The sequence below is a fragment of the Tolypothrix campylonemoides VB511288_2 genome, assembly GCF_045999855.1.
GTDB classification, from domain to species: domain Bacteria; phylum Cyanobacteriota; class Cyanobacteriia; order Cyanobacteriales; family Nostocaceae; genus Scytonema; species Scytonema bouteillei_A.
On the sequence record NZ_JBFPMW010000004.1, the window covers coordinates 289,250 to 308,429 of the forward strand.

Annotated in this window: 14 protein-coding genes; 6 read left to right on the forward strand and 8 right to left on the reverse strand. The window is 41.8% G+C overall.

Going from position 1 to position 19,180, the window contains the following annotated elements:
• The first annotated feature begins 3 nt into the window (after positions 1-3).
• A complete protein-coding gene (locus tag AB0756_RS14005; RefSeq protein WP_038076692.1) occupies positions 4-1,614 on the forward strand; it encodes an ArnT family glycosyltransferase in 1,611 nt (536 codons plus the stop codon).
• A 44-nt stretch (positions 1,615-1,658) separates the two neighbouring features.
• On the opposite strand, the gene AB0756_RS14010 is transcribed toward AB0756_RS14005, so the two are convergent.
• Positions 1,659-2,030 carry a hypothetical protein gene (locus tag AB0756_RS14010; RefSeq protein WP_038076697.1) on the reverse strand — a complete coding sequence of 124 codons (372 nt, stop codon included), beginning with the start codon at positions 2,028-2,030 and terminating at the stop codon, positions 1,659-1,661.
• 727 nt (positions 2,031-2,757) lie between these two features.
• Between AB0756_RS14010 and AB0756_RS14015 the strand changes: the two genes are divergently transcribed.
• Positions 2,758-4,665, forward strand: coding sequence for a chloride channel protein (locus AB0756_RS14015; RefSeq protein ID WP_038076698.1), 1,908 nt, complete (start codon positions 2,758-2,760; stop codon positions 4,663-4,665).
• A 63-nt stretch (positions 4,666-4,728) separates the two neighbouring features.
• Here the strand turns inward: AB0756_RS14015 and AB0756_RS14020 are convergent, their stop codons facing one another.
• Entirely contained in the window at positions 4,729-5,142 is a 414-nt protein-coding gene (locus AB0756_RS14020) for an AbrB family transcriptional regulator (RefSeq protein WP_038076701.1), read from the reverse strand.
• A 389-nt stretch (positions 5,143-5,531) separates the two neighbouring features.
• Here AB0756_RS14020 and AB0756_RS14025 point away from each other — a divergent pair, with 389 nt between their 5' ends.
• From AB0756_RS14025 to pyrR, 3 genes are all read left to right on the forward strand, one after another.
• Positions 5,532-5,975, forward strand: coding sequence for an Rrf2 family transcriptional regulator (locus AB0756_RS14025; RefSeq protein WP_038076748.1), 444 nt, complete (start codon positions 5,532-5,534; stop codon positions 5,973-5,975).
• 82 nt (positions 5,976-6,057) lie between these two features.
• Positions 6,058-7,050, forward strand: coding sequence for an adenosylcobinamide-phosphate synthase CbiB (cbiB, locus tag AB0756_RS14030; RefSeq protein ID WP_038076704.1), 993 nt, complete (start codon positions 6,058-6,060; stop codon positions 7,048-7,050).
• A gap of 161 nt (positions 7,051-7,211) precedes the next feature.
• Positions 7,212-7,760, forward strand: coding sequence for a bifunctional pyr operon transcriptional regulator/uracil phosphoribosyltransferase PyrR (gene pyrR / locus AB0756_RS14035; RefSeq protein WP_038076712.1), 549 nt, complete (start codon positions 7,212-7,214; stop codon positions 7,758-7,760).
• Between the two features lie 74 nt (positions 7,761-7,834).
• On the opposite strand, the gene AB0756_RS14040 is transcribed toward pyrR, so the two are convergent.
• The 5 genes from AB0756_RS14040 to AB0756_RS14060 form a co-directional block, all read right to left on the reverse strand.
• Positions 7,835-8,224: a nuclear transport factor 2 family protein gene (locus AB0756_RS14040; protein WP_038076715.1), complete on the reverse strand. Its 390-nt coding sequence runs from the start codon at positions 8,222-8,224 to the stop codon at positions 7,835-7,837.
• Positions 8,225-8,371: 147 nt separating this feature from the next.
• Positions 8,372-10,264: a hybrid sensor histidine kinase/response regulator gene (locus AB0756_RS14045; protein WP_038076718.1), complete on the reverse strand. Its 1,893-nt coding sequence runs from the start codon at positions 10,262-10,264 to the stop codon at positions 8,372-8,374.
• A gap of 17 nt (positions 10,265-10,281) precedes the next feature.
• Complete coding sequence (locus tag AB0756_RS14050; RefSeq protein WP_202048757.1) at positions 10,282-10,728, reverse strand: response regulator; 447 nt, start codon at positions 10,726-10,728, stop codon at positions 10,282-10,284.
• Positions 10,729-10,837: 109 nt separating this feature from the next.
• Entirely contained in the window at positions 10,838-12,979 is a 2,142-nt protein-coding gene (locus tag AB0756_RS14055; protein WP_408019870.1) for a GAF domain-containing protein, read from the reverse strand.
• A 216-nt stretch (positions 12,980-13,195) separates the two neighbouring features.
• Entirely contained in the window at positions 13,196-16,012 is a 2,817-nt protein-coding gene (locus AB0756_RS14060) for a PAS domain S-box protein (protein ID WP_038092168.1), read from the reverse strand.
• 440 nt (positions 16,013-16,452) lie between these two features.
• On the opposite strand from AB0756_RS14060, the gene AB0756_RS14065 reads away from it, so the two are divergent.
• On the forward strand, positions 16,453-16,935 hold the full coding sequence (locus AB0756_RS14065; protein ID WP_038092171.1) for a molybdenum cofactor biosynthesis protein MoaE: 483 nt from the start codon (positions 16,453-16,455) through the stop codon (positions 16,933-16,935).
• A gap of 201 nt (positions 16,936-17,136) precedes the next feature.
• Here the strand turns inward: AB0756_RS14065 and AB0756_RS14070 are convergent, their stop codons facing one another.
• Positions 17,137-19,107 (reverse strand): DICT sensory domain-containing protein, encoded by a 1,971-nt coding sequence (locus AB0756_RS14070; protein WP_038092223.1) that lies wholly within the window; start codon positions 19,105-19,107, stop codon positions 17,137-17,139.
• Positions 19,108-19,180: the final 73 nt, after the last annotated feature.

The following is a 19,180-nucleotide window of genomic DNA, read 5'->3' on the forward strand; positions in this document are numbered from 1 at the left end:
ATTATGCAAGAAGGAAGCTTTCTTTGGGGTCGTCTGGAAAAAAAGTATCGGTCAACGGAACAGTGGATCGATTGGGTGTGGGCGATCGTGTTGCTTTTGGCGGCTGTATTACTCTTTACCATAAATCTTGGAGAATTACCACTACGAGATTGGGATGAAGGTACTGTGGCACAAGTAGCACGTGAAATCACTCGTGCGCCTGATGGTTCAATGCCTTGGCTTTATCCAACACTTGGCGGAGAACCATATCACAACAAACCACCGCTCGTGCATTTACTGATTGCTGGGGCTTACTCTATCTGGGGGATTGATGAATGGGCTTCCCGCTTACCTGGGGCTATGCTGACGGCTGTTTCAGTACCTTTGCTTTATTACATTGGTAGAGAAATATTTCGCAAACGTCGTGCAGCAGTATACAGCTCTTTAATTTACCTCACCATGCTACCTGTCGTGCGCCACGGACGATTAGCTATGTTGGATGGCGCTGTTGTCTGTTTTTTTATGCTGATGATGTTATGTTTGTTGCGATCGCGTCGCAACTTACGTTACTGTCTTGGAGTTGGCATTGCTTTTGGGTTAATTTGCCTGACAAAAAGTATACTTGGTTTATTATTAGGTGGGATAGCTCTGTTATTTCTTTTTTGGGATACCCCAAGGCTGTTGGGCAGTTGGTATATGTGGCTGGGAATTTTCATTGGCACTGTACCCGTAGCATTTTGGTACGGTGCTCAATGGGTACATTACGGCGAGATATTTACCAAAGTTGGTGTGGTAGATCAGTCCTTCAGCCGTCTTTGGGAATCTGTTGAGGGTCATTCCGGACCGCCTTGGTACTATCTACTGGAAATTTTTAAGTACACTTGGCCTTGGCTAATTTTCTTACCTGCAAGTTTGCGTTTAACTTGGGAAAATCGCAATCTTAGCTGGGCAAAATTGGTACTGGTATGGAGTAGTATTTACTTGATTTCTATATCTTTAATGAGTACCAAACTGCCTTGGTACGTATTTCCCATCTACCCCAGCTTAGCCCTAGCTTTTGGGGCAAAACTCTCAGAAACTGAAGATTCACAATTGCTGTCACCTTATCCCCGATCTTGGGTAGTTTCTTTAGCTCTGTTAGCCTTAGTCGCGATCGCAGGGAGTATATACTACAGTATAGGCAGAGCCTTCCAATCAGAGTTACAACTGCTTTTTGCTACAGTCGCGCTGACAATGGCTTTAGCTGCTGTTTTAGCAGAACGAGGTGACGGGCAATTTTTGAAGGTTCTATTTTGGGGTACTTATGTGTCGCTGGTGCTGCTTATGTACTCAAAGTATTGGGTTTGGGAATTAGGGGAAGCCTATCCTGTCAAACCAGTTGCTGAGATGATACAAACAGCAGCACCACCCGATATAAAAAAGATTTATACATCTTTCCCTTATCATCGCCCATCATTAGATTTTTATAGCGATCGCACTATTGTGCCAGCATCTGTTGCTCAACTCGATAGTTACTGGCGCAATGACAAGCAACCCTACTTCTTGCTAGATGAAACTGCACGTAAAAACTTACATTTAGATTCTGTGAAGCAAATTGGTCAGACATCTGATTGGGTACTGATTACAAAAAATTGATGGCTAATGGCTAATGGCTATTAGCCATTAGCCATTAGCAAACTTCAAAGCTGCGTTTCTGTCTTTGGAGGTTCTGGAGTGTCGTAGGTAGTGGTTTGTTGTTGGGTAATACCAATTGCACCCAGCAAAATAGCACTTCCTAGAACTAGCGCCACTAAAGGGTGCTTGAGAATAACAAAATCCCGTAGAATCCTAGCAATAGGTCTGCTTTGACGGCGCAGGGAAGATGAGACTGGTACCTGCTGTTTGTAGGAAAAAGGATCGCGGACGTAATGACCGCTTTGACAAACGACCATCCTTTCCTGACAGTACGGACAAGAAAACAATCCAATGCACGCTTTCATCGGTTTTCGTGCAGCGTTTTTCTGACAAATGGGGCACGTCAAATAATTCTTATCAAAGATGTGTGTATTCATCTACCTCGTCCGCCTAGTCTACTTACTCGCTTTAATAACAAAACAACAGCTATATAGAAATTCCGGTGACACTTACGTAGAGTACTCAATGTACTGATATCAGCCATCAGTCACTGAATTCTTCGTGTTTCGGCTTCCCCTACAATTTTAGTGCTGGAGAAGCGACCACGCCTCTGTTTGAAGTGTGTAGTTTATAACTCGCAAGAAGTGTGAAGTGTAAAGGATGAAGGATAAAGTGAAGAAATGACCTCAAACCTTCCCCTTGCGGGCGCAATCTCTGTTCAAGCACTTCAGTATTTACCGTATAGTTCAAGCCGCGCCCCACACAGGCGGTTACTTCATCTTTTGTCCTTCATACTTCATCCTTTTACTGACCTTCCGTTCTTTCTCATTTAAGCATTGTCTCCACAAAAATTTTGAGTGCTTGCAATCTTTTAACCAAAGCTTTGTAAATTTAACAAAGAGGCATGATGAATTTTCGTAGATGAGGGGGGAGGGGGGATTGGCGATTGGGCAACTTGGGGTTTCCACGAAGCGGAGATTAAGGGTATGGCAATTGGCGATTGGGAAATAGAAAATCAATCTTAATGACCGATCGCTCATCTCCAGTTCCCAGTCTCTAGTTTTCGATCCCCAGTTTCTACTTGTCCGGTTGATAAATAATCGCTCACAATGAAGTGTAAGACATAAAAATTTAAATTTTTTATTAGATTTACTTCTCTACCCAATGAGCTTTTTGCCTTCTACTCAATTGAGGAAGGTTGTGGAACAACCTGTTTTTCACTTCCTTTCTGCCCGGTTGACCGATTTGCTTAACCGTTTTCAGCCATCTCCAGAAAGTGTTGTTCTGTTTTTAGCAGTCCTTATAGGAGGTGGCAGTGGAATGGGGGTGGTCACATTTCACTACCTTATTGAAATCATTCACCACCTCATGCTGGAAAATTTTATGGGTGCGATTGGGGCTTGGGGGGCTTGGACTTTAGCTTGTGTCCCTATCTTGGGTGGCACGATCGTCGGTTTCATGCGCTGGCGTACCTCTGATTTTGGTCCGGGGCTGTCATCTCTAATTGCCGCTTCTACCCCAGGGGAGATCCAGCGAAAACTACGACCGGTCACAAAAATGCTGGCTGCATCTGTATCTTTGGGGAGTGGTGCTTCATTAGGACCAGAGGGACCCAGTGTAGAAATTGGGGCTAATTTTGGTTTGCTGTTGTCTGTGGTGCAACAAGTGTCCCAAGAAAGACAGCGCTTGCTTTTGGGCGCTGGTGCTGCTGCTGGCTTGGCTGCGGGATTTAACGCCCCAATTGCGGGAGTTTTCTTTGCTTTGGAAGTGGTCTTGGGTACGACTGCCTTTGCCACTTCTGCTGTTAGTGTAGTTTTACTAGCTGCAGTTGTTGCAGCACTCATAGCTCAAATTGGGTTGGGCGCACAACCTGCTTTTACCTTACCCGCTTACCAAGTCCGCAGCCCTTTGGAATTACCCTTATATCTTGGCTTGGGTTTGGGAGCTAGTGTAGTTTCTCTTGCTTACACCCAGTCGATCCGTTTGGCAAAAGCTTGCTTCCACGGCAAAGTATCTTATTTCCAATGGATGAAAAGCATACCCGAACCAATTCATCCCGTAATTGGTGGGGTCATTGTTGGTACGGTTGCCATCTATCTCCCTCAAATTTTAGGGATCGGGTATGGCACTGTAGAAGCGATGCTGCAAGATGCAGAGTTTTCTTTGCAACTGCTTGTTGTGCTGCTTGTGATGAAACTTCTAATGACAGCTATTAGCGCAGGTAGTGGTTTTGTCGGTGGTGTGTTTGCTCCTGCTATGTTTTTAGGTGCTTCCTTTGGAGCGGCTTATGCCAAAATTTTAGCGTGGATTGCACCTGAAATTGGTCAATTTATGGCAGGTCCTCCTGCTTACGCAATGGTAGGAATGGCTGCTGTTTTGGCTGCCAGTGTCAGAGCACCGCTCACGGCAATTTTAATGCTGTTTGAATTAACTAGAGATTACCGTATTGTCTTACCTTTAATGGCGGCGGTAGGTCTAAGTGTTTGGTTGGTAGAGAGAATGAAGCCAAATTCCAACTCTAACTCCAACTTACAACAAATTGGTCTTTCTGAATTGAAAGACGAACAAGCAGAAATTTTACGGCAAATTTTAGTAGAAGATGCTATGCTCTCTTGCCCCAAAAAGCTATTATCAACCATGACAGTGATTGAAGCAGCTTTGGAAATGACGGGAGACTTATGCCGTAGCGCTTTAGTTGTGAATGACGCAGGACAACTTGTTGGGATTGTGTCTTTAGAAGATATCAACCGTGCTCTTTCTGTTTGGGAAAAATACCCAAATTCGTCTAACGAACTTCGGGCTGATATAGCAAATCAAACGCTCATGGATATTTCTACTACCGAGCTTCTTTACGCATGGCTTGATGAACCTCTTGCTGAAGCTTTAGATCGAATGGCAGGTCGAGGTTTGCATCAGTTACCTGTAGTCGCCCGAGATAACCAAGAACGAATTTTAGGTTTATTAGAACGCGAGCAAATCGTTTTAACCTGCAACGTTGCTGTTACGCGCAGGTCTCTTCGTCATTACTTACCAATGACTGTAAAAACAGGTGTTAAGAAGTATGAAGTATAAAGGATATAAGGATGAAACGAAGCAATTTCCTTCATCCTTATCCTTATATCCTTTATGGACTCTTTAGACTAAAGCTTCTATTGCCTCAGCACCTTCTCTGTCTTCAGAGTCTATTTGCCTCAAACGAATGTGTTTTTTGCCTAAAGTAATGATAAATTCATCTCCAGGCTTGAGATTCATTTGTTTTGTGTAGGCTGAACCTATCAATAAGTTACCGTTCGACTGCACGCTGATTCTATAGCTAGCACTTCGTCCGCCTCGCCCGTTTACACTAGGAGCACTATCTAACTGAATGCCTTCAGCATCAATTAGGGCATTTAAGAATTTCATCATGTTGACGCGCTCGATACCGTTTTTGGTTACGGTGTAGTAGCCGCATTGTTTAGCTTTTTCTTCTTTGCTGAGGTGCTCTAGCTCTTTGACTTTTCTGAGCAGATCTTCTCCGACTAGGGGTTCAATTTTTTTCTGTTTAGCCATCAACTTAATTCACAAACGAATGGTCAAATAGGATTAATCGATTTTATTTTAGCTGAGGTTGAGGTAATGCGAGCAGAAACCTTTTATTTTCCTCTTAGCTTAGCTAAGTATATTACATCTTAAGAGCAAAATTTTGCGCTCGCATTTCATTTTCCCAATACAATATAGTCAAAAGAAGATACATAATGGTGATAGCTATAGTTTTTAAGTTTTTGAAGACGTCACCCCATGTTTGTTTAAGTTTCCTAAACGAAGCTACAAGGGTTGGCTACTTGCAGCAATTGCGATAATTGGCACTCAGAATGATAAGCAAAACTGAACTTTAGTCTTTTGTCCTTTGTACATCACCAGTGACCTTTTGACCAATAACCTTTTGACAAATGACTGAAATGAAACTAACGACCAGAGGACACTATAGTGTAAAAGCATTGCTCGATTTAAGCTTACAGCCAAAATATGGCCCTGTATCAACTAAAGTCATAGCCGCACGTCAAGATATCCCAGCGCCTTATTTGGAGAAACTACTAATAGAAATGCGTCGTGCTGGATTGGTAAAATCCATTCGCGGCAGCATCGGAGGTTACCAACTTGCGCGATCGCCCTCACAAATTTCTTTGGGAGAAATTTTAGAAGCAGTCGGTGAAACAATTGAACCTTTACCCCATCACCAAGCTTCTCCAACACAAGCAGAAGATTGGGTAACCCACACCCTGTGGAAGAGATTGCACCAAAAACTGAAAGAAGCGATATACAGTATTACTCTGGCAGATCTTTATTATGATGCTCGTAGTTGGCAAGCTTCTCTTGGCGAAGAAGCTAGTTTTATTGTTTAATTATAGATGTTAGTGGTTAGTGGTTAGTGGTTAGTGGCAAATGACCGCTCGCGACTAACTACTAACTACTAACTCATCATAAATGACCTCTGCTGTTATTCTCCTCATCGCTGCTACTATAGATTATTTGATTGGCGATCCTTGGGGTTGGCCACATCCAGTCCAAGTTATGGGGTGGATAATTTCTCGATTCACGAAATTAGCTTTAACTTATTGTCACGATACTCTGACACAACGCATAGCAGGAGTTGCGATCGGTATCATCTTAATAATTGGTAGTGGCATTATTGGGTACTTCCTTATTCTAGTGACTAAATTATTGCATCCACTTTTAGGAATAACATTGGAGTGTTTGCTGTTAGCAAGCTGTTTTGCAGGTAGAAGTTTGAGAGATGCTGCTCAAACAGTTTTACAAGCTTTAACAACAGGAAATTTGTCTCAAGCACGCATTCTTTTAAGTAACTATGTTGGACGAGATACCGATAAATTGACAGAATCGGAAATATTGCGAGCTATTCTAGAAACGGTAACAGAAAATGCAACAGATGGAGTCATGGCTCCTCTTTTCTATGCAATTGTCGGTGTATTTGTGCCAATTGTAGGTCCTGTTCCCCTTGCTTTAGCATACAAAGCGAGTAGCACACTTGATTCAATGGTAGGTTATCGAGAAGCCCCATATACATATTTGGGATGGTTTAGTGCTCGTGTAGAAGATTGCTTAACTTGGATTCCGTGTCGTTTAACAGTATTAACTCTTGCATTTGTTTCAGGGAAACCTTTGTACGTTTGGCAAATTTGCCGTCGAGATGCGATCGCCGATCCGAGTCCCAACTCTGGTTGGAGCGAATGCGCTTACGCTGCTATTTTGGGCGTGCAGGTAGGAGGAACTAATTGGTATCGTGGCATTGCAAAGCACAAACCCTTACTTGGAGACGCTAAGAATCCTATTACCGCAAGTTCTATCCATCACGCCCTACAACTCACCCGCTTGTGTTTTTTGCTTTGGTTGGGTATAGCTTGTGTCGCAGCAATGACAATTACAACCTCAGCCCAAAAGTTGATGCCACAATTGTAACGAGAGCAGTACCCACCCCAGGGAAAAACAGGTAATTATGAATATAGGGAATAACTAAAAGTGAGGAGTGAGCCGTGAAGAGTGAGGAGTTTTCCGTAACTCCTTTATTCACAACGCCTGATTCCTGACCCCTTACTCTACTATGTTCAGGGTATCAATCTATGGTTTTATCTACTCAAGCCAAAGTTGTTGAAATTCTCTCACCACAGGAACTCCGCCGTACTGCCAATCGCCTTGCTTCTCAAATTGTCGAAAAAACGCCAACCATATCCCAATTGGCTTTAATAGGTATTTATACTAGAGGCGTGCCATTAGCTCACATGCTAGCACGTCAAATTGAGGCGCTTGAAGGTGTATCACCAGAAGTAGGAGCATTAGACATTACATTTTATCGTGACGATCTCGATCGCATAGGGTTGCGGACACCCGTCAAAACTTATATTCCTTTTGACCTTACAGGAAAAACAGTTGTTCTTGTAGATGATGTTATTTATAAAGGGCGGACAATTCGTGCTGCTTTGAATGCCGTCAATGAATATGGTAGACCCGAGTCAATTCGTCTAGCAGTGCTAGTGGATAGAGGTCATCGTGAAGTACCAATTCATCCAGATTTTGTTGGGAAGCAATTGCCCACGGCGAAAGATGAAATTGTTAAAGTTTTCTTACAAGAACTCGATGGACGAGATGGTGTGGAGCTGATTGGAGATTAAAAACAAGGGAGAGGGGGTAGACAAGGTAGCCAAGGGAGAAGGTAGAACCGTCTTTCCACTATCCCCCAATCTCCTTAGCGCATAACTGGGCTTGCGTGGTGGTGAACTAGGTACCACTTACCACCGAGAAGCTCAAATACATTTGTTGCTATAGATTGAGCTTTCAGTTTTCTTCCATTAGTAATTTGAAGAACATTTTCCATCAAAACAACATAAGCAATATTCTCGCGAACTTCTACGGTCATGATGTCAGTATCAATCTCAACATAAGCAGTATTGTTAAAGATTTTTACCCAGGAATTCCGAATATCTTTCCAACCATTTAATACATTCCAGCCGGGGTGAACGCAAACGCTACCAGTTCCTTGCGACCAAACTACGCCCATAGCTTCAATATCTTTTTTTTCAAATGCTCGATAGAAAGCGTCATTCACCGCTAAAATTTCAGAACGTTGATGAGTCATAATTACTTAAGAAATTGCTAATGGCTAATTGTTCATGGCTAATAGTAGGTATTTTTACAAAATGGCGATACTCCTTAATGTGGTGGGTTGTCTTCCCTACCTACTACTATCTACTAATGGTAGTTCTGAACAATTAGCTATTACCCATTAGCCATCAGCTATTAGCTCTTTAATACTTAATAAAAGTTGCTTTGCTGTATAGGGTTTGGGTAAAAAAGCTTTCACCCCTACTTCTGTAATGGCATTGATTTTTTCAGTGGAAGCAAGCCCGCTAACGGCAATAATCTTCACTTGTGGATTAATCTTTTGGAGCGTGCGAACGGTTGTCAACCCATCCATGGACGGCATGATCATATCTGTCAAAACAAGAGATATTTTATCTCGATACTCGGCATAAAGGGCAATTGCTTCAATGCCATCACCCGCCAAGAGCACTTTATAATTATTACTCTCCAAGGATGTTTTGGTAATATCTCGAATTGAATCTTCGTCATCTACAACCAATATCAATTCTCCATTACCGCTTGGGAAATCCATTTCTCGGTCTTCGAGAGGTTCTATGGCTTCTTGTGCTGGTAAATACACTTTAAACTCGCTGCCTTTGCCTTCTTCACTGTATACGTTGATAAAGCCATTGTGACTTTTGACGATACCAAGTACTGTAGAAAGACCGAGACCGGTACCTTTCCCAATTTCTTTAGTGGTAAAAAATGGTTCAAAAATGCGGTCTACAATCTCGGTTGGGATACCAATTCCACTATCTGTAACAGAAATGATAACAAAACGCCCAACACGAGCATCTATGTGCATTCTCGCGTAATTCTCATCAATAAAAAGATTCTCAGCAGAAATGACGAGGGAACCTCCATTGGGCATGGCATCGCGAGCGTTCACGCATAAATTCATTAAGACTTGGTGTAGTTGCGTTGGGTCTGCAGAAACAGCCCAGAGATTTTGTGGTGCTTGACAAGAAAACTCAATAGATTTGGGAAATGTTTCTTTTACAACTTGCTGGATTTCTCTTATTAAGTGAGTTAATTGCAAAAGAGTACGCTCGCCTTCTATACCGCGAGTAAAAGAAAGCACTTGCTTAACTAAATTGGCTCCGCGTTTGGCATTAGATATCAAAATAGGTAATAGCCGCTTACTGCGTTCATCGTGAAGTTGTGACTCCAGAAGCTGCGCGGTCATCAAAATAGGCGCAAGAACATTGTTCAGGTCATGAGCAATACCGCCTGCCAAAGTCCCAATACTCTCCAAACGCTGGGCACGGAAAAATTGTGTTTCTAATTCTTTTTTTTCTGTAATATCAGTATTAACAACCAGGATAGTTTGTGGTTTTTTATCAAACTCTTGTACTAGCGTCCAGCGACTCTCGACAATAATTTGTTTGCCTAACTTGGTTTTTTGATGTAACTCTCCTTCCCAAGAACCGTTATTCATTAAAGTATTAATAGCAACTTGTACTTGGGCTCTATCTTTTTCTTCCCACAGTTCTAAAGTTTTCTTACCAATCGCCTCAGTGGCTCGCAAAGCATAAAGATTCTCAGCTGCTTTATTCCAAAATAAAATTTTATTTTCTAAATCACATACAAAAATTGCGTCTGTGGCAACATCCAATAAAGCTGCCTGTTCGCGTATTTTTAATTCCGCCCTTTTCCGTTCAAAAGCATAGCGGATAGCTCGTTCGAGCAGAGGCGCAGTCAATTGACCTTTTTCTAAGTAATCCGCTGCACCTGCTTTCATAGCCTCAATGTCTATTTCCCTGTCTCCTTTACCTGTCAGTAGAATAATTGGGGAAGAACAGCCCAAACATATAACTTCGCGCAACAGATCTAAACCATTTTGCGCTCCCAAACGGTAATCAACAAGATAAATATCATGTTGATGTGCTGTTATTACCTCCTTTGCTGACTCATAATTGCTTACCCATTCCAACTTACAGTGGCAAAGTTGGAATTCTCGAAACCAATCACGAGTTAACGTGTAATCATCTTCGTCATCATCAACAAGAAGAACTTTTATGGGAATTTGCTTCATTTATCTGCCTTCCTTTTTTATAGTGGCAGTTCTACGATGTCAAACCAGTATTTTCCTATTGTCCTCATCACCTCAACCAAAGATGCAAAAGTCGTCGGTTTGATAATGAACGAATTCGCACCCAAATCGTAAGTACTGTGAATATCTTCCTCTGCCCTAGAGGTCGTCAGCACAACAATCGGAATTTTTCTGAGTTGAGTATCAGCTTTAATTTCTTTGAGAGCTTCACGACCATCTTTTTTAGGCATATTTAAATCTAGCAAAATTAAACCCGGACGGGGTGCAATATTTTTATCGGCGTACTTACCACGCCACTGGAGATAATCCATTAACTCTTCCCCATCAGTGACAATATGCAATTCATGAGTCAATCGACTTTCTGTCAATGCCTCACGAACTAACATACGATCGTCCTCATCATCTTCAGCCATCAAAATTGTGATGGTTGTATGCCGACCTTTCACTCTATATTCTCTCCTTTTGAGGGTTTATTGTTAATCGACCGTCAAAATACAACCAATAGAGGATTTAGGTTGTCATCTTTTTACACCTATGGAAGTATGATAAACCTTATCAATGAAAAGCGAGCGAAACGATAAATTTCGAGCCTTGACCTAATTGGCTGTATGCAGTGATACTCCAACCGTGACGTTCTACTATTTTGCGAGCAATGGCTAAGCCCATACCCGTTCCTTCATATTCGTTACGTCCGTGCAAACGTTGAAAAACGTTGAAAATTCGGTCAAGATACTTTTCGTCAAAGCCAATACCGTTATCTTCAATAATAAGTTGGTCGTGTCCGGCAGTATCTTGTTGAGCGTAAATTTTGACAATAGGTGAAATGCCTTTGCGGTGAAATTTTAAAGCGTTGCCAATAAGGTTTTGAAGCAACTGGCGCATTTGTAGCGGATCTGCATGAACGGTGGGTAAATCCCCTAACTCTACAAGCGCTTGTGTTTGTAGGATACGTATTTCTAAATCGGATAACACCTCTTGCGTTACTTGAGCAAGATCCAGTCGCTCAAAAGGTTTTGCCCTAGTTGTAACTCGTGAAAGCGTCAGTAAATCTTCGATTAAAGCTTGCATCCTGTGGGTTGCATTTTGCATCCGTTCTAAATAATCTTGCCCCTGTTCGGTCAATGCATCATTACAAGTTGCTTTCAACCGTTCTCCAAAGGTTTTTATCTTACGCAGTGGTTCTTGCAGATCGTGAGAAGCAATAAAGGCAAATTGTTGCAGTTCCTCATTAGAACGAGCCAGTTCTTGTCTTTGACGAGTTTCCTGTTCTAAAAGCTGGGCTTGAGCTAGAGCAATTCCTATTTGATCTGCTAACTGTTTTAAAAGTTCGGTTTCCCAACTCGTCCATTCTCGAGGATGAGCGCATTGATGAGCAATGAGCAATCCCCACAGTTTATTCTTTAAAAGAATCGGTACAATTAAGTTAGCTTTGACACCTAATTTTTGTAAAAATTCTAAGTAGCAAGGTGCGATGTTTGCTTGTTCAATGTTGCTGACAGAACTAATGCGTCCGAGACGGTATTGTTGAACGTAATCCTCATTAAAGCAGGGATCTTCCAAATTGTGTCCGAGAACTTTCAGAAATCCGGGTACAACAGCTTCTTGCACGATAACTCCCGTACCATCAGACAGCAATCGAAAAATGAGGACGCGGTCTGCTTGCAACAAATCTTGGACTTCTGTAACACTCGTTTGAAGAATTTCATCAATTTGTAAAGACTGACGAATTTTCAGCGTAATGTCGGAAAATAATTGCGATCGCTGTTCGTTTCCTCTGAGGACATCTTCAACTTTCTGGCGTTCAATAGCAGTTGCCAGCACATTAGTCACAGCTTGCAAGAAGTAAATGTCTTCTTTGCTAAAAGTGCGGGTTCTTGTTGTGTAACCTTCCAAAACTCCAAAAGGACGCTCTTTACCGTGAATAAGCAATGACACACTACTGACTATAGAGTCGTCCTGTAATAGTTGTGGTTTTCCAAAGCGTGTTTCCGTAAGGAAATTGTTAACAATGGTCGGTTCTTGAGAACGCAGGGTATATCCGGCTTGAGAATCACTTCGAGCACTCACCTTGGCTTGTCCTACAAGTTCTGAATGCCAGCTAGATCCTGCCACTACTTGTAAGGTATTACCATCTGGCAAAAGTTCCAAAATATGACAATACTCAACCTCAAGGCTGCGGGAAACAAGAGCTACAGTTTTTTGCATCAATGCAGTCAAATTCAACCCAGCTAATGCCATTTGACTGAGTTCTGCTACCAGCGCCTGACGATTGGCATAGACTTCCAATTCTTGCATGGCACGGCGGGCTGCCAATATGCGGCGCACTCGCTGACGCAAAACCTGCCATTGAATTGGTTTGGTAATGTAATCAGTGGCACCTGCAGCAAAAGCTTTATCTACGGATACTTGGTCGTAAAGACCAGTAATCATTAATATGGGTGTTGTTGCACCACCAGGAAGTGCTTGTAATTGGCTACAGCAGGTAAAGCCATCCATAACTGGCATCATAGCGTCTAACAGCACCATATCTGGTTGTTGTTCCTTGTAAACAGCTAATGCTTGCTCGCCATCAGACGCTTCTGCGACTCGAAATCCTACTTGTTGTAGTAACTGTCGCATTTGTAACCTTATTATATTATCGTCATCTACAATTAGTATTAAATTTGTCATTTTTAACACTGACCAGTGACCGGTCATTGGTCATTGGTTAATAGCAATTAATTCGACTATAAACTATGAATTATGAACTTGGTTTCTTGAGTGTTGACGTATAGAAATTACTCCCTTCGCGATCCAGTCAGAGGTTTTAAACTGTTTGACAGAGGACAGAGGACTTAATCTTGTATAAAAGCTAACAATTCTTTCTTCTGCCCTCTACCTTTCTCCGGTTATTGTATAGAGGAAAGGGAATCATCAATCATGGTTCACTGTAATAACACTATGTAAAGTTTGTAATAATTCCTGTGCTGTGTAGGGTTTGGGCAAAAATGCTGTTATTGGAGAATTTGTCTCAAAAGGGACTTGTTCGCTCGTTGTCAGCCCGCTGACACCAACAATGCGTATTAGTGGGTTCATTTTTTGTAATGCACAAATGGTCGTTGCTCCATCCATATTTGGCATCATCATATCAATAATGGCTGCACTAATTTTATTTTTATACTGAGCATAAATTGCCAGTGCTTCTATACCATCACTTGCAGTAATGACTTTATAATTATGGCTTTCTAGAGAAACTTTAGTAATTTCTCTTACAGCCGCTTCATCGTCTACGACCAAAATCCATTCTCCATATCCTGCGGGTACTTTTAAATCTTCTACCTGCTGTGTTTCTACTGTTTGAACAGTTGGTACATAAATCTTAAATTTTGTTCCTTGACCTACACTACTTGATACACTGACAAAACCATCGTGACCTTTAACAATACCCATGACTGTTGAAAGCCCCAAACCTGTCCCTTTGCCAAACTCTTTTGTCGTAAAAAATGGTTCAAAAATTCTATCTAAGAGTTGGTTGGAAATTCCTACTCCCGTATCGGTCACTGTGAGAACAATATAAGAGCCTTCTTTAGCATCAAGATGCATTTTTGCAAAGTTTTCATCAATCAAAATATTCTTCGCAGAAATTTTTAAAGTCCCACCCTTGGGCATTGCATCTCGCGCATTTAAGCACAAATTCATTAAGACTTGATGCAATTGCGTGCTGTCACCTCGCACGGGTAATAAATCTGGCTCAACTTGTGTTTGAATAGTTATAGATTTTGGAAAAGTTTGCTCGACAATTTGCTTCATCTCTAAGATTAAATGCCTGATTTGGAGGACAGTGCGATCGCCTTCAATTCCCCTAGCAAAAGAAAGCACTTGTTTCACCAAGTCAGCACCTCGTTTTGCATTATTGTCTACAATTGTCAATATTTGCTGACTGCGTTCATCGCGAGATTTGGCCTTCAGCATTTGTACTGACATTAAAATGGGAGACAAAACATTATTGAGATCGTGAGCAATTCCACTAGCTAAAGTTCCTATACTTTCCATGCGTTGAGCTCGTAAAAATTGCTTTTCTAGTTGTTTTTTCTGAGTAATATCAGTATCTACAACCAGAATAGATTTGGGTTGAGAATACTCATCTCTAACTAATGTCCAACGACTTTCAACTATTATTTCTTTACCCGATTTAGTAATGTTTTGTAATTCACCTTGCCAAGAACCATTTTCTAAAACGCTATTAAAAATTTCTAAATGGTGCGGGCTGGGTTTCCTATATAAAAATTCACTAGCATTCTTGCCAATTGCTTCTTTTGCTTCCCAACCGTAAATTTTCTCAGCACTTTTGTTCCAAAGCAAAATCTTATTCTTTAAATCCCGTACAACAATGGCATCAGTTGCAATATCAAGCAGTGCAGCTTGTTCGCGGATTTGCTGTTCTGCGAGCTTGCGAGAAGTAATATCTTCAAAAATATACAATCGTGCAAAATACTGGTCGTTTTCATCGCGGATGCGTCTGGAAAACCGCCGAATCACCCGACCATCCCTTAATAAAAGTTCATCTTCACATTCGCAAGTCTCGCTTGGTAAATGCTGACATGCGCTAAAAGGTGAGATATCTGTAAATTGGCAGCAAACTTCTATCACATCCTCATGTTTCAGTCCACCGCATTCCATTTGTGTTTTTAGGTGTTCAATATTCCAAATTTCACAAAAGCGTTCGTTAAAATATAGAATTTCTCCATTGCGGCGATCTACAACATAAAATGCTAAAGGAGAAACACCAGTCATTGAGCGCAAAAGAGCTTCTTTCCAGCGTAATGTTTCTTCTGATTGCTTGCGTTCGGTGATATCCTCAATAATATAAGCAAAACGCTGTGCTGTGGTAGAACTTTCCACGATCGTAGAAACAGTAGCTTTCAGCCACCTGTTAGGTTCAACTGTAAGGTGAGGATACTCAAAGGTTACAGGTAATTGGGTGCGTTCTGCCTGACGGTAGTAATTCAACCAGCAGCGCACGGTTTCTTCTGGCAAACCCATCTCTTTAGCCCGACAATTCCGCATCTGGTTTGGAGCTAGACAGAAGAATTTAGCTGTTGCAGCGTTATTGGAAATGTGTAAAATGTCATCATTGAGCAGTTCAACTACTCCCATCATCATCGGCGCACTGTCAAAGAAACTGCTGAGGACAGATTCACTTTGCCGCAATGCTTGTTGTGCTTGCTTGTACTCGGTTTTTATATTTGCTACTTCTGTTAAATTGCGACGGAGTTCTAATTGTCTCATGACTAAGCGAGCGAGCGCCTTGAGTGACTCTTCTTGTTCTGTTGTAAAGTTCTGACGCGGTACACTATCAACAACACATAGAGTTCCAATCGCTTCTCCTTCTGGAGCTATCAAAGGGACACCCGCATAAAATCTTACGTAGGGCGCAGAAGTGACGACAGGGCTAGTGGAAAACCGTTCGTCAGCCCAAGTATCAAGAATAATTAAGATGTCAGACTGTCCGATACAGAAAGGACAAATACCGACATCTCTCGGTATTTCTTTCATATCTAGCCCGATTTTAGCTTTAAACCACTGACGTTCAGCGTCAATAAAATTGATCAGAGCAATTGGTGTAGCACATATTTGGGCAGCTAGGAATACCAAATCATCAAATGCCTGTTCTGGTGAAGTGTCGAGAATTTGATACTTATAGAGAACTTTTAGCCTCGTAGCTTCATTTTTAGACAAAATACAGTTCATTGATATGTTTCCTAGTACTGCTGAATTCTGGCTTGAGAATACCCGTCGCTTATAGTTAGTTAGATGGACCAGCAGGGATATTATTAAAGAATAATTGCTGAAAAGCACTGCCGACTGGAGAGACGGCTGGAGTTACAGGGGAATAACAGGATTTTCAATCAAACTTTCGCTAAAGTTGACGGAAAATTGAGTGACTATCTGATTTCTCAGATGAAGTTATATAATTTTGTCACTTTAATTATAGTAATACCTCTGTAGAAGGATGACATGGTTTTTTTTTTAAATTAAGTAACTTTATCTGAGACTAAATAATGCATCCGTGTTTGTAAAAAATATGTAACAAAGCTTAATTTATTTTACCCTCTCCTTTAGGTAAAAGGGTTGGGGGTGAGGAGAATCCATGTAACATAAGTAGAGTAGGTAATCCAAAGCTGACTCACATGAACTCAGTTGTAACCGATCCATTTGCGACTTCTATAAAACCAAACGCTGAAGACAACTTTGCTATTACTTTTGCGCCATTGTCTCTAGAAGAAGTTTATTCAAAAGCAGACGCTCCTGCAAATGGCGCGGTGGTAGTTATGAGTGGTACGGTTCGCAATCAAACAGATGGCAAACCTGTAGTCGCTCTAGAGTATCAAGCTTACGAACCTATGGCATTGCGAGTATTTTTCCAAATTGCTGCCGATATTCGACAGCAATGGTCTGATGTCAATCGTGTTGTCATTCATCATCGTGTCGGGCGTTTGCATATTGGTGAAATCAGCGTTTTAGTTGCGATAGGTTGTCCCCACCGTTCCGAAGCATTTGAAGCTTGTCGTTACGCAATTGATACTCTCAAACACAATGCCCCTATTTGGAAGAAGGAACACTGGGAAGATGGTTCGAGTAGCTGGGTCAGCATTGGTGCGTGCGAACATTAATAGCAAATGGCGCTCAGTGACTAGTAATTAATACTCAAAAAAAACCCTTTTCCATCAGAAAAAGGGGATAGAGTCACGGTGTTGTAGTTGTTGTCCTTACGGTTGTTTATTTATAGATGACAGCAAAATTTGGTTATGCAGTAACGGACGTCGTAAAAGATTTTGAGATGCTTAGAGAGGTCAGGCCGATCGCCACCTCAGCTAAACGCCTTGTGCTACAGGTAATGTAAAGTGGAATTCTGCACCTTGTTCTCTTCCTGGGGAAACTGCCCAAATTTTGCCTCCTAATTTTTCAACAATTTGGCGGCAAATTGCCAAACCCAATCCAGTTCCCCCAATTGTCCGTTGCATGAACCCTTCTTCCTGATAAAAACGCGCAAAAATAGCTTCTAGCTGATTTGGCTCTATCCCACGTCCGGTGTCTGCGATAATAACTTCTAACATTTGAGATTTTTTTTCCTTTCCTTGAGCCACGCTCTCTTCTACATTAAAAATTTGAGCGCGAACGGTCACTTTTCCTTTGGAATTAGTGAATTTGCACGCATTGTCTAAAAGTTTGCTTACAACTTCGGTTAACCCATCGCCGTCAGCAAGAACTAAAGGTAGCTCGGAAGGCAATTCTAGAAGAATGGAAGGTAAAGTTCGCTCTGCTTGGTTTCTTCTCAAGCTACTAATAACTAAGTCCAAACAGGTTTGGATGGAAACGGGTTCTATATGCCAGTTCAGCCAACCCCCTTCTAACCGAGAAAGGGTAAGAAAATCTTGAATCAGTCGCCGCATCCGTTCTGAATCAGCAAGAGCCGTTTGCAACATAGTTTGCTGAAATTCGATAGGCATATCTGGTTCGTTAGATATACTTTCCAAGCATACTTGGATGGTTGATAGAGGTGTCCGCAATTCATGCCCGACTATCGCAATCAAGTTGCTTTGTGTCCGTTCTAACGCTGCAAGTTGGTGATTTAAAGTTTCTAAATTGCTGTATTCTTGAGCTTGGATGAGGGCAACTGCCACTTGAGTTGCGATCGCTTCTACCAATGCCTTGTCCGAATCATTCCAAATATGTGGTTCTAGACCGCAGTGGTGCAATTCTAAAATTCCCAACCACTTTTGATGATAGCGAATGGACACCACAAGACAAGACCTGATGCCAAACGCTTGTAGTTGCTGGCTCAAATCCGGGTACGCTTGAATGCCCAAATCTTGGGTTGTGTCAGCGATCGCAACTGCTTTATCTTGAGATAGAACCGTCTCAAAAAGGGGATGCTGTGCTAAAGACCAAATTTTTCCCTTTAATGAAGCTAACCCATAAGCTAGGGCTTCATACTCAATGGGTGTCGGTTTTTCTTTGGGATGGTAGAGGTAAAGCAGACAGCGACAGGGACTGAACACTTGAGCGAGTTCCTTCACTGTCACTGCAAAAATCTCTTCTGGATTGAGTGATTGACGAATAGCCGCGCTAATGGTGTTGATCAGACGTTCCTGACGTTCTTTTTTTGTAATCGTGCGGTAAGCTTTGAGTTGCTTGTACTGACTGTTTTGTAAATATGTCACCAATCGATCTGTAAACAATCGTGCGTCAATTTCCAGTACTCGATTGTCTGCGGTTCGCTCTGAATTTACTTGAGTCAGACCGTAGCGTTGCCGCGCCACTTCAACTTTACCAGCTAAGTCCGGTCTGTAGTTCAAAATCCTTTCCATCAAGAGTTTAGCTGCAGAAATACTCACATCACGCTCAAACGTCCATATCCCTTTAAATTGTCTTGCTTGATCTAACGATGAACCATCGACAGGAGAAGCGTATTCTTGGCAAACGATGCAAGCGCTATATTTTTGTCCGATAATTACGAGATGCCATTCTTGTGCTAGTGCATCTTCGGGATGGAAGGGAATTGCCACCAATGAATCTGAAATCTTCTTAAAATTTGCTTCCGCCGCAGCAAGGACATAAACTTGGTCTGTACGCTGAGCAATTCTTTGATAGCGGCGGGTTTCTTGAAGGTAGTAACGCTCTTGCTGAAAATTAGCGAGCACTAGAGGCTTATCAGTTCCTACCAAAACCAGGTCTTCCATTGCATGAGAAAGTGCTGTCAAGGAAGATTTGAAATAAACTTGACATTTTAAATTTGGTAAAGCCTGGAGTAAATCGTGCAGTAAGGAATTTGAAGTCTTCATCACCGATAAGCTGTAGAGCATTCTCTGAAGAAATTTCCAGCTAAAACAGAGGAACTACAACCTAAGCTTGCTC

What these genes read in the sequence shown, in the direction of transcription:
- AB0756_RS14005 (WP_038076692.1), top strand. Translation starts at nt 4, where the DNA reads ATGCAAGAAGGAAGCTTTCTTTGGGGTCGTCTGGAAAAAAAGTATCGG.
- AB0756_RS14010 (WP_038076697.1), bottom strand. Translation starts at nt 2,030, where the DNA reads ATGAATACACACATCTTTGATAAGAATTATTTGACGTGCCCCATTTGT.
- AB0756_RS14015 (WP_038076698.1), top strand. Translation starts at nt 2,758, where the DNA reads ATGAGCTTTTTGCCTTCTACTCAATTGAGGAAGGTTGTGGAACAACCT.
- AB0756_RS14020 (WP_038076701.1), bottom strand. Translation starts at nt 5,142, where the DNA reads ATGGCTAAACAGAAAAAAATTGAACCCCTAGTCGGAGAAGATCTGCTC.
- AB0756_RS14025 (WP_038076748.1), top strand. Translation starts at nt 5,532, where the DNA reads ATGAAACTAACGACCAGAGGACACTATAGTGTAAAAGCATTGCTCGAT.
- cbiB (WP_038076704.1), top strand. Translation starts at nt 6,058, where the DNA reads ATGACCTCTGCTGTTATTCTCCTCATCGCTGCTACTATAGATTATTTG.
- pyrR (WP_038076712.1), top strand. Translation starts at nt 7,212, where the DNA reads ATGGTTTTATCTACTCAAGCCAAAGTTGTTGAAATTCTCTCACCACAG.
- AB0756_RS14040 (WP_038076715.1), bottom strand. Translation starts at nt 8,224, where the DNA reads ATGACTCATCAACGTTCTGAAATTTTAGCGGTGAATGACGCTTTCTAT.
- AB0756_RS14045 (WP_038076718.1), bottom strand. Translation starts at nt 10,264, where the DNA reads ATGAAGCAAATTCCCATAAAAGTTCTTCTTGTTGATGATGACGAAGAT.
- AB0756_RS14055 (WP_408019870.1), bottom strand. Translation starts at nt 12,979, where the DNA reads ATGACCGGTCACTGGTCAGTGTTAAAAATGACAAATTTAATACTAATT.
- AB0756_RS14060 (WP_038092168.1), bottom strand. Translation starts at nt 16,012, where the DNA reads ATGAACTGTATTTTGTCTAAAAATGAAGCTACGAGGCTAAAAGTTCTC.
- AB0756_RS14065 (WP_038092171.1), top strand. Translation starts at nt 16,453, where the DNA reads ATGAACTCAGTTGTAACCGATCCATTTGCGACTTCTATAAAACCAAAC.
- AB0756_RS14070 (WP_038092223.1), bottom strand. Translation starts at nt 19,107, where the DNA reads ATGAAGACTTCAAATTCCTTACTGCACGATTTACTCCAGGCTTTACCA.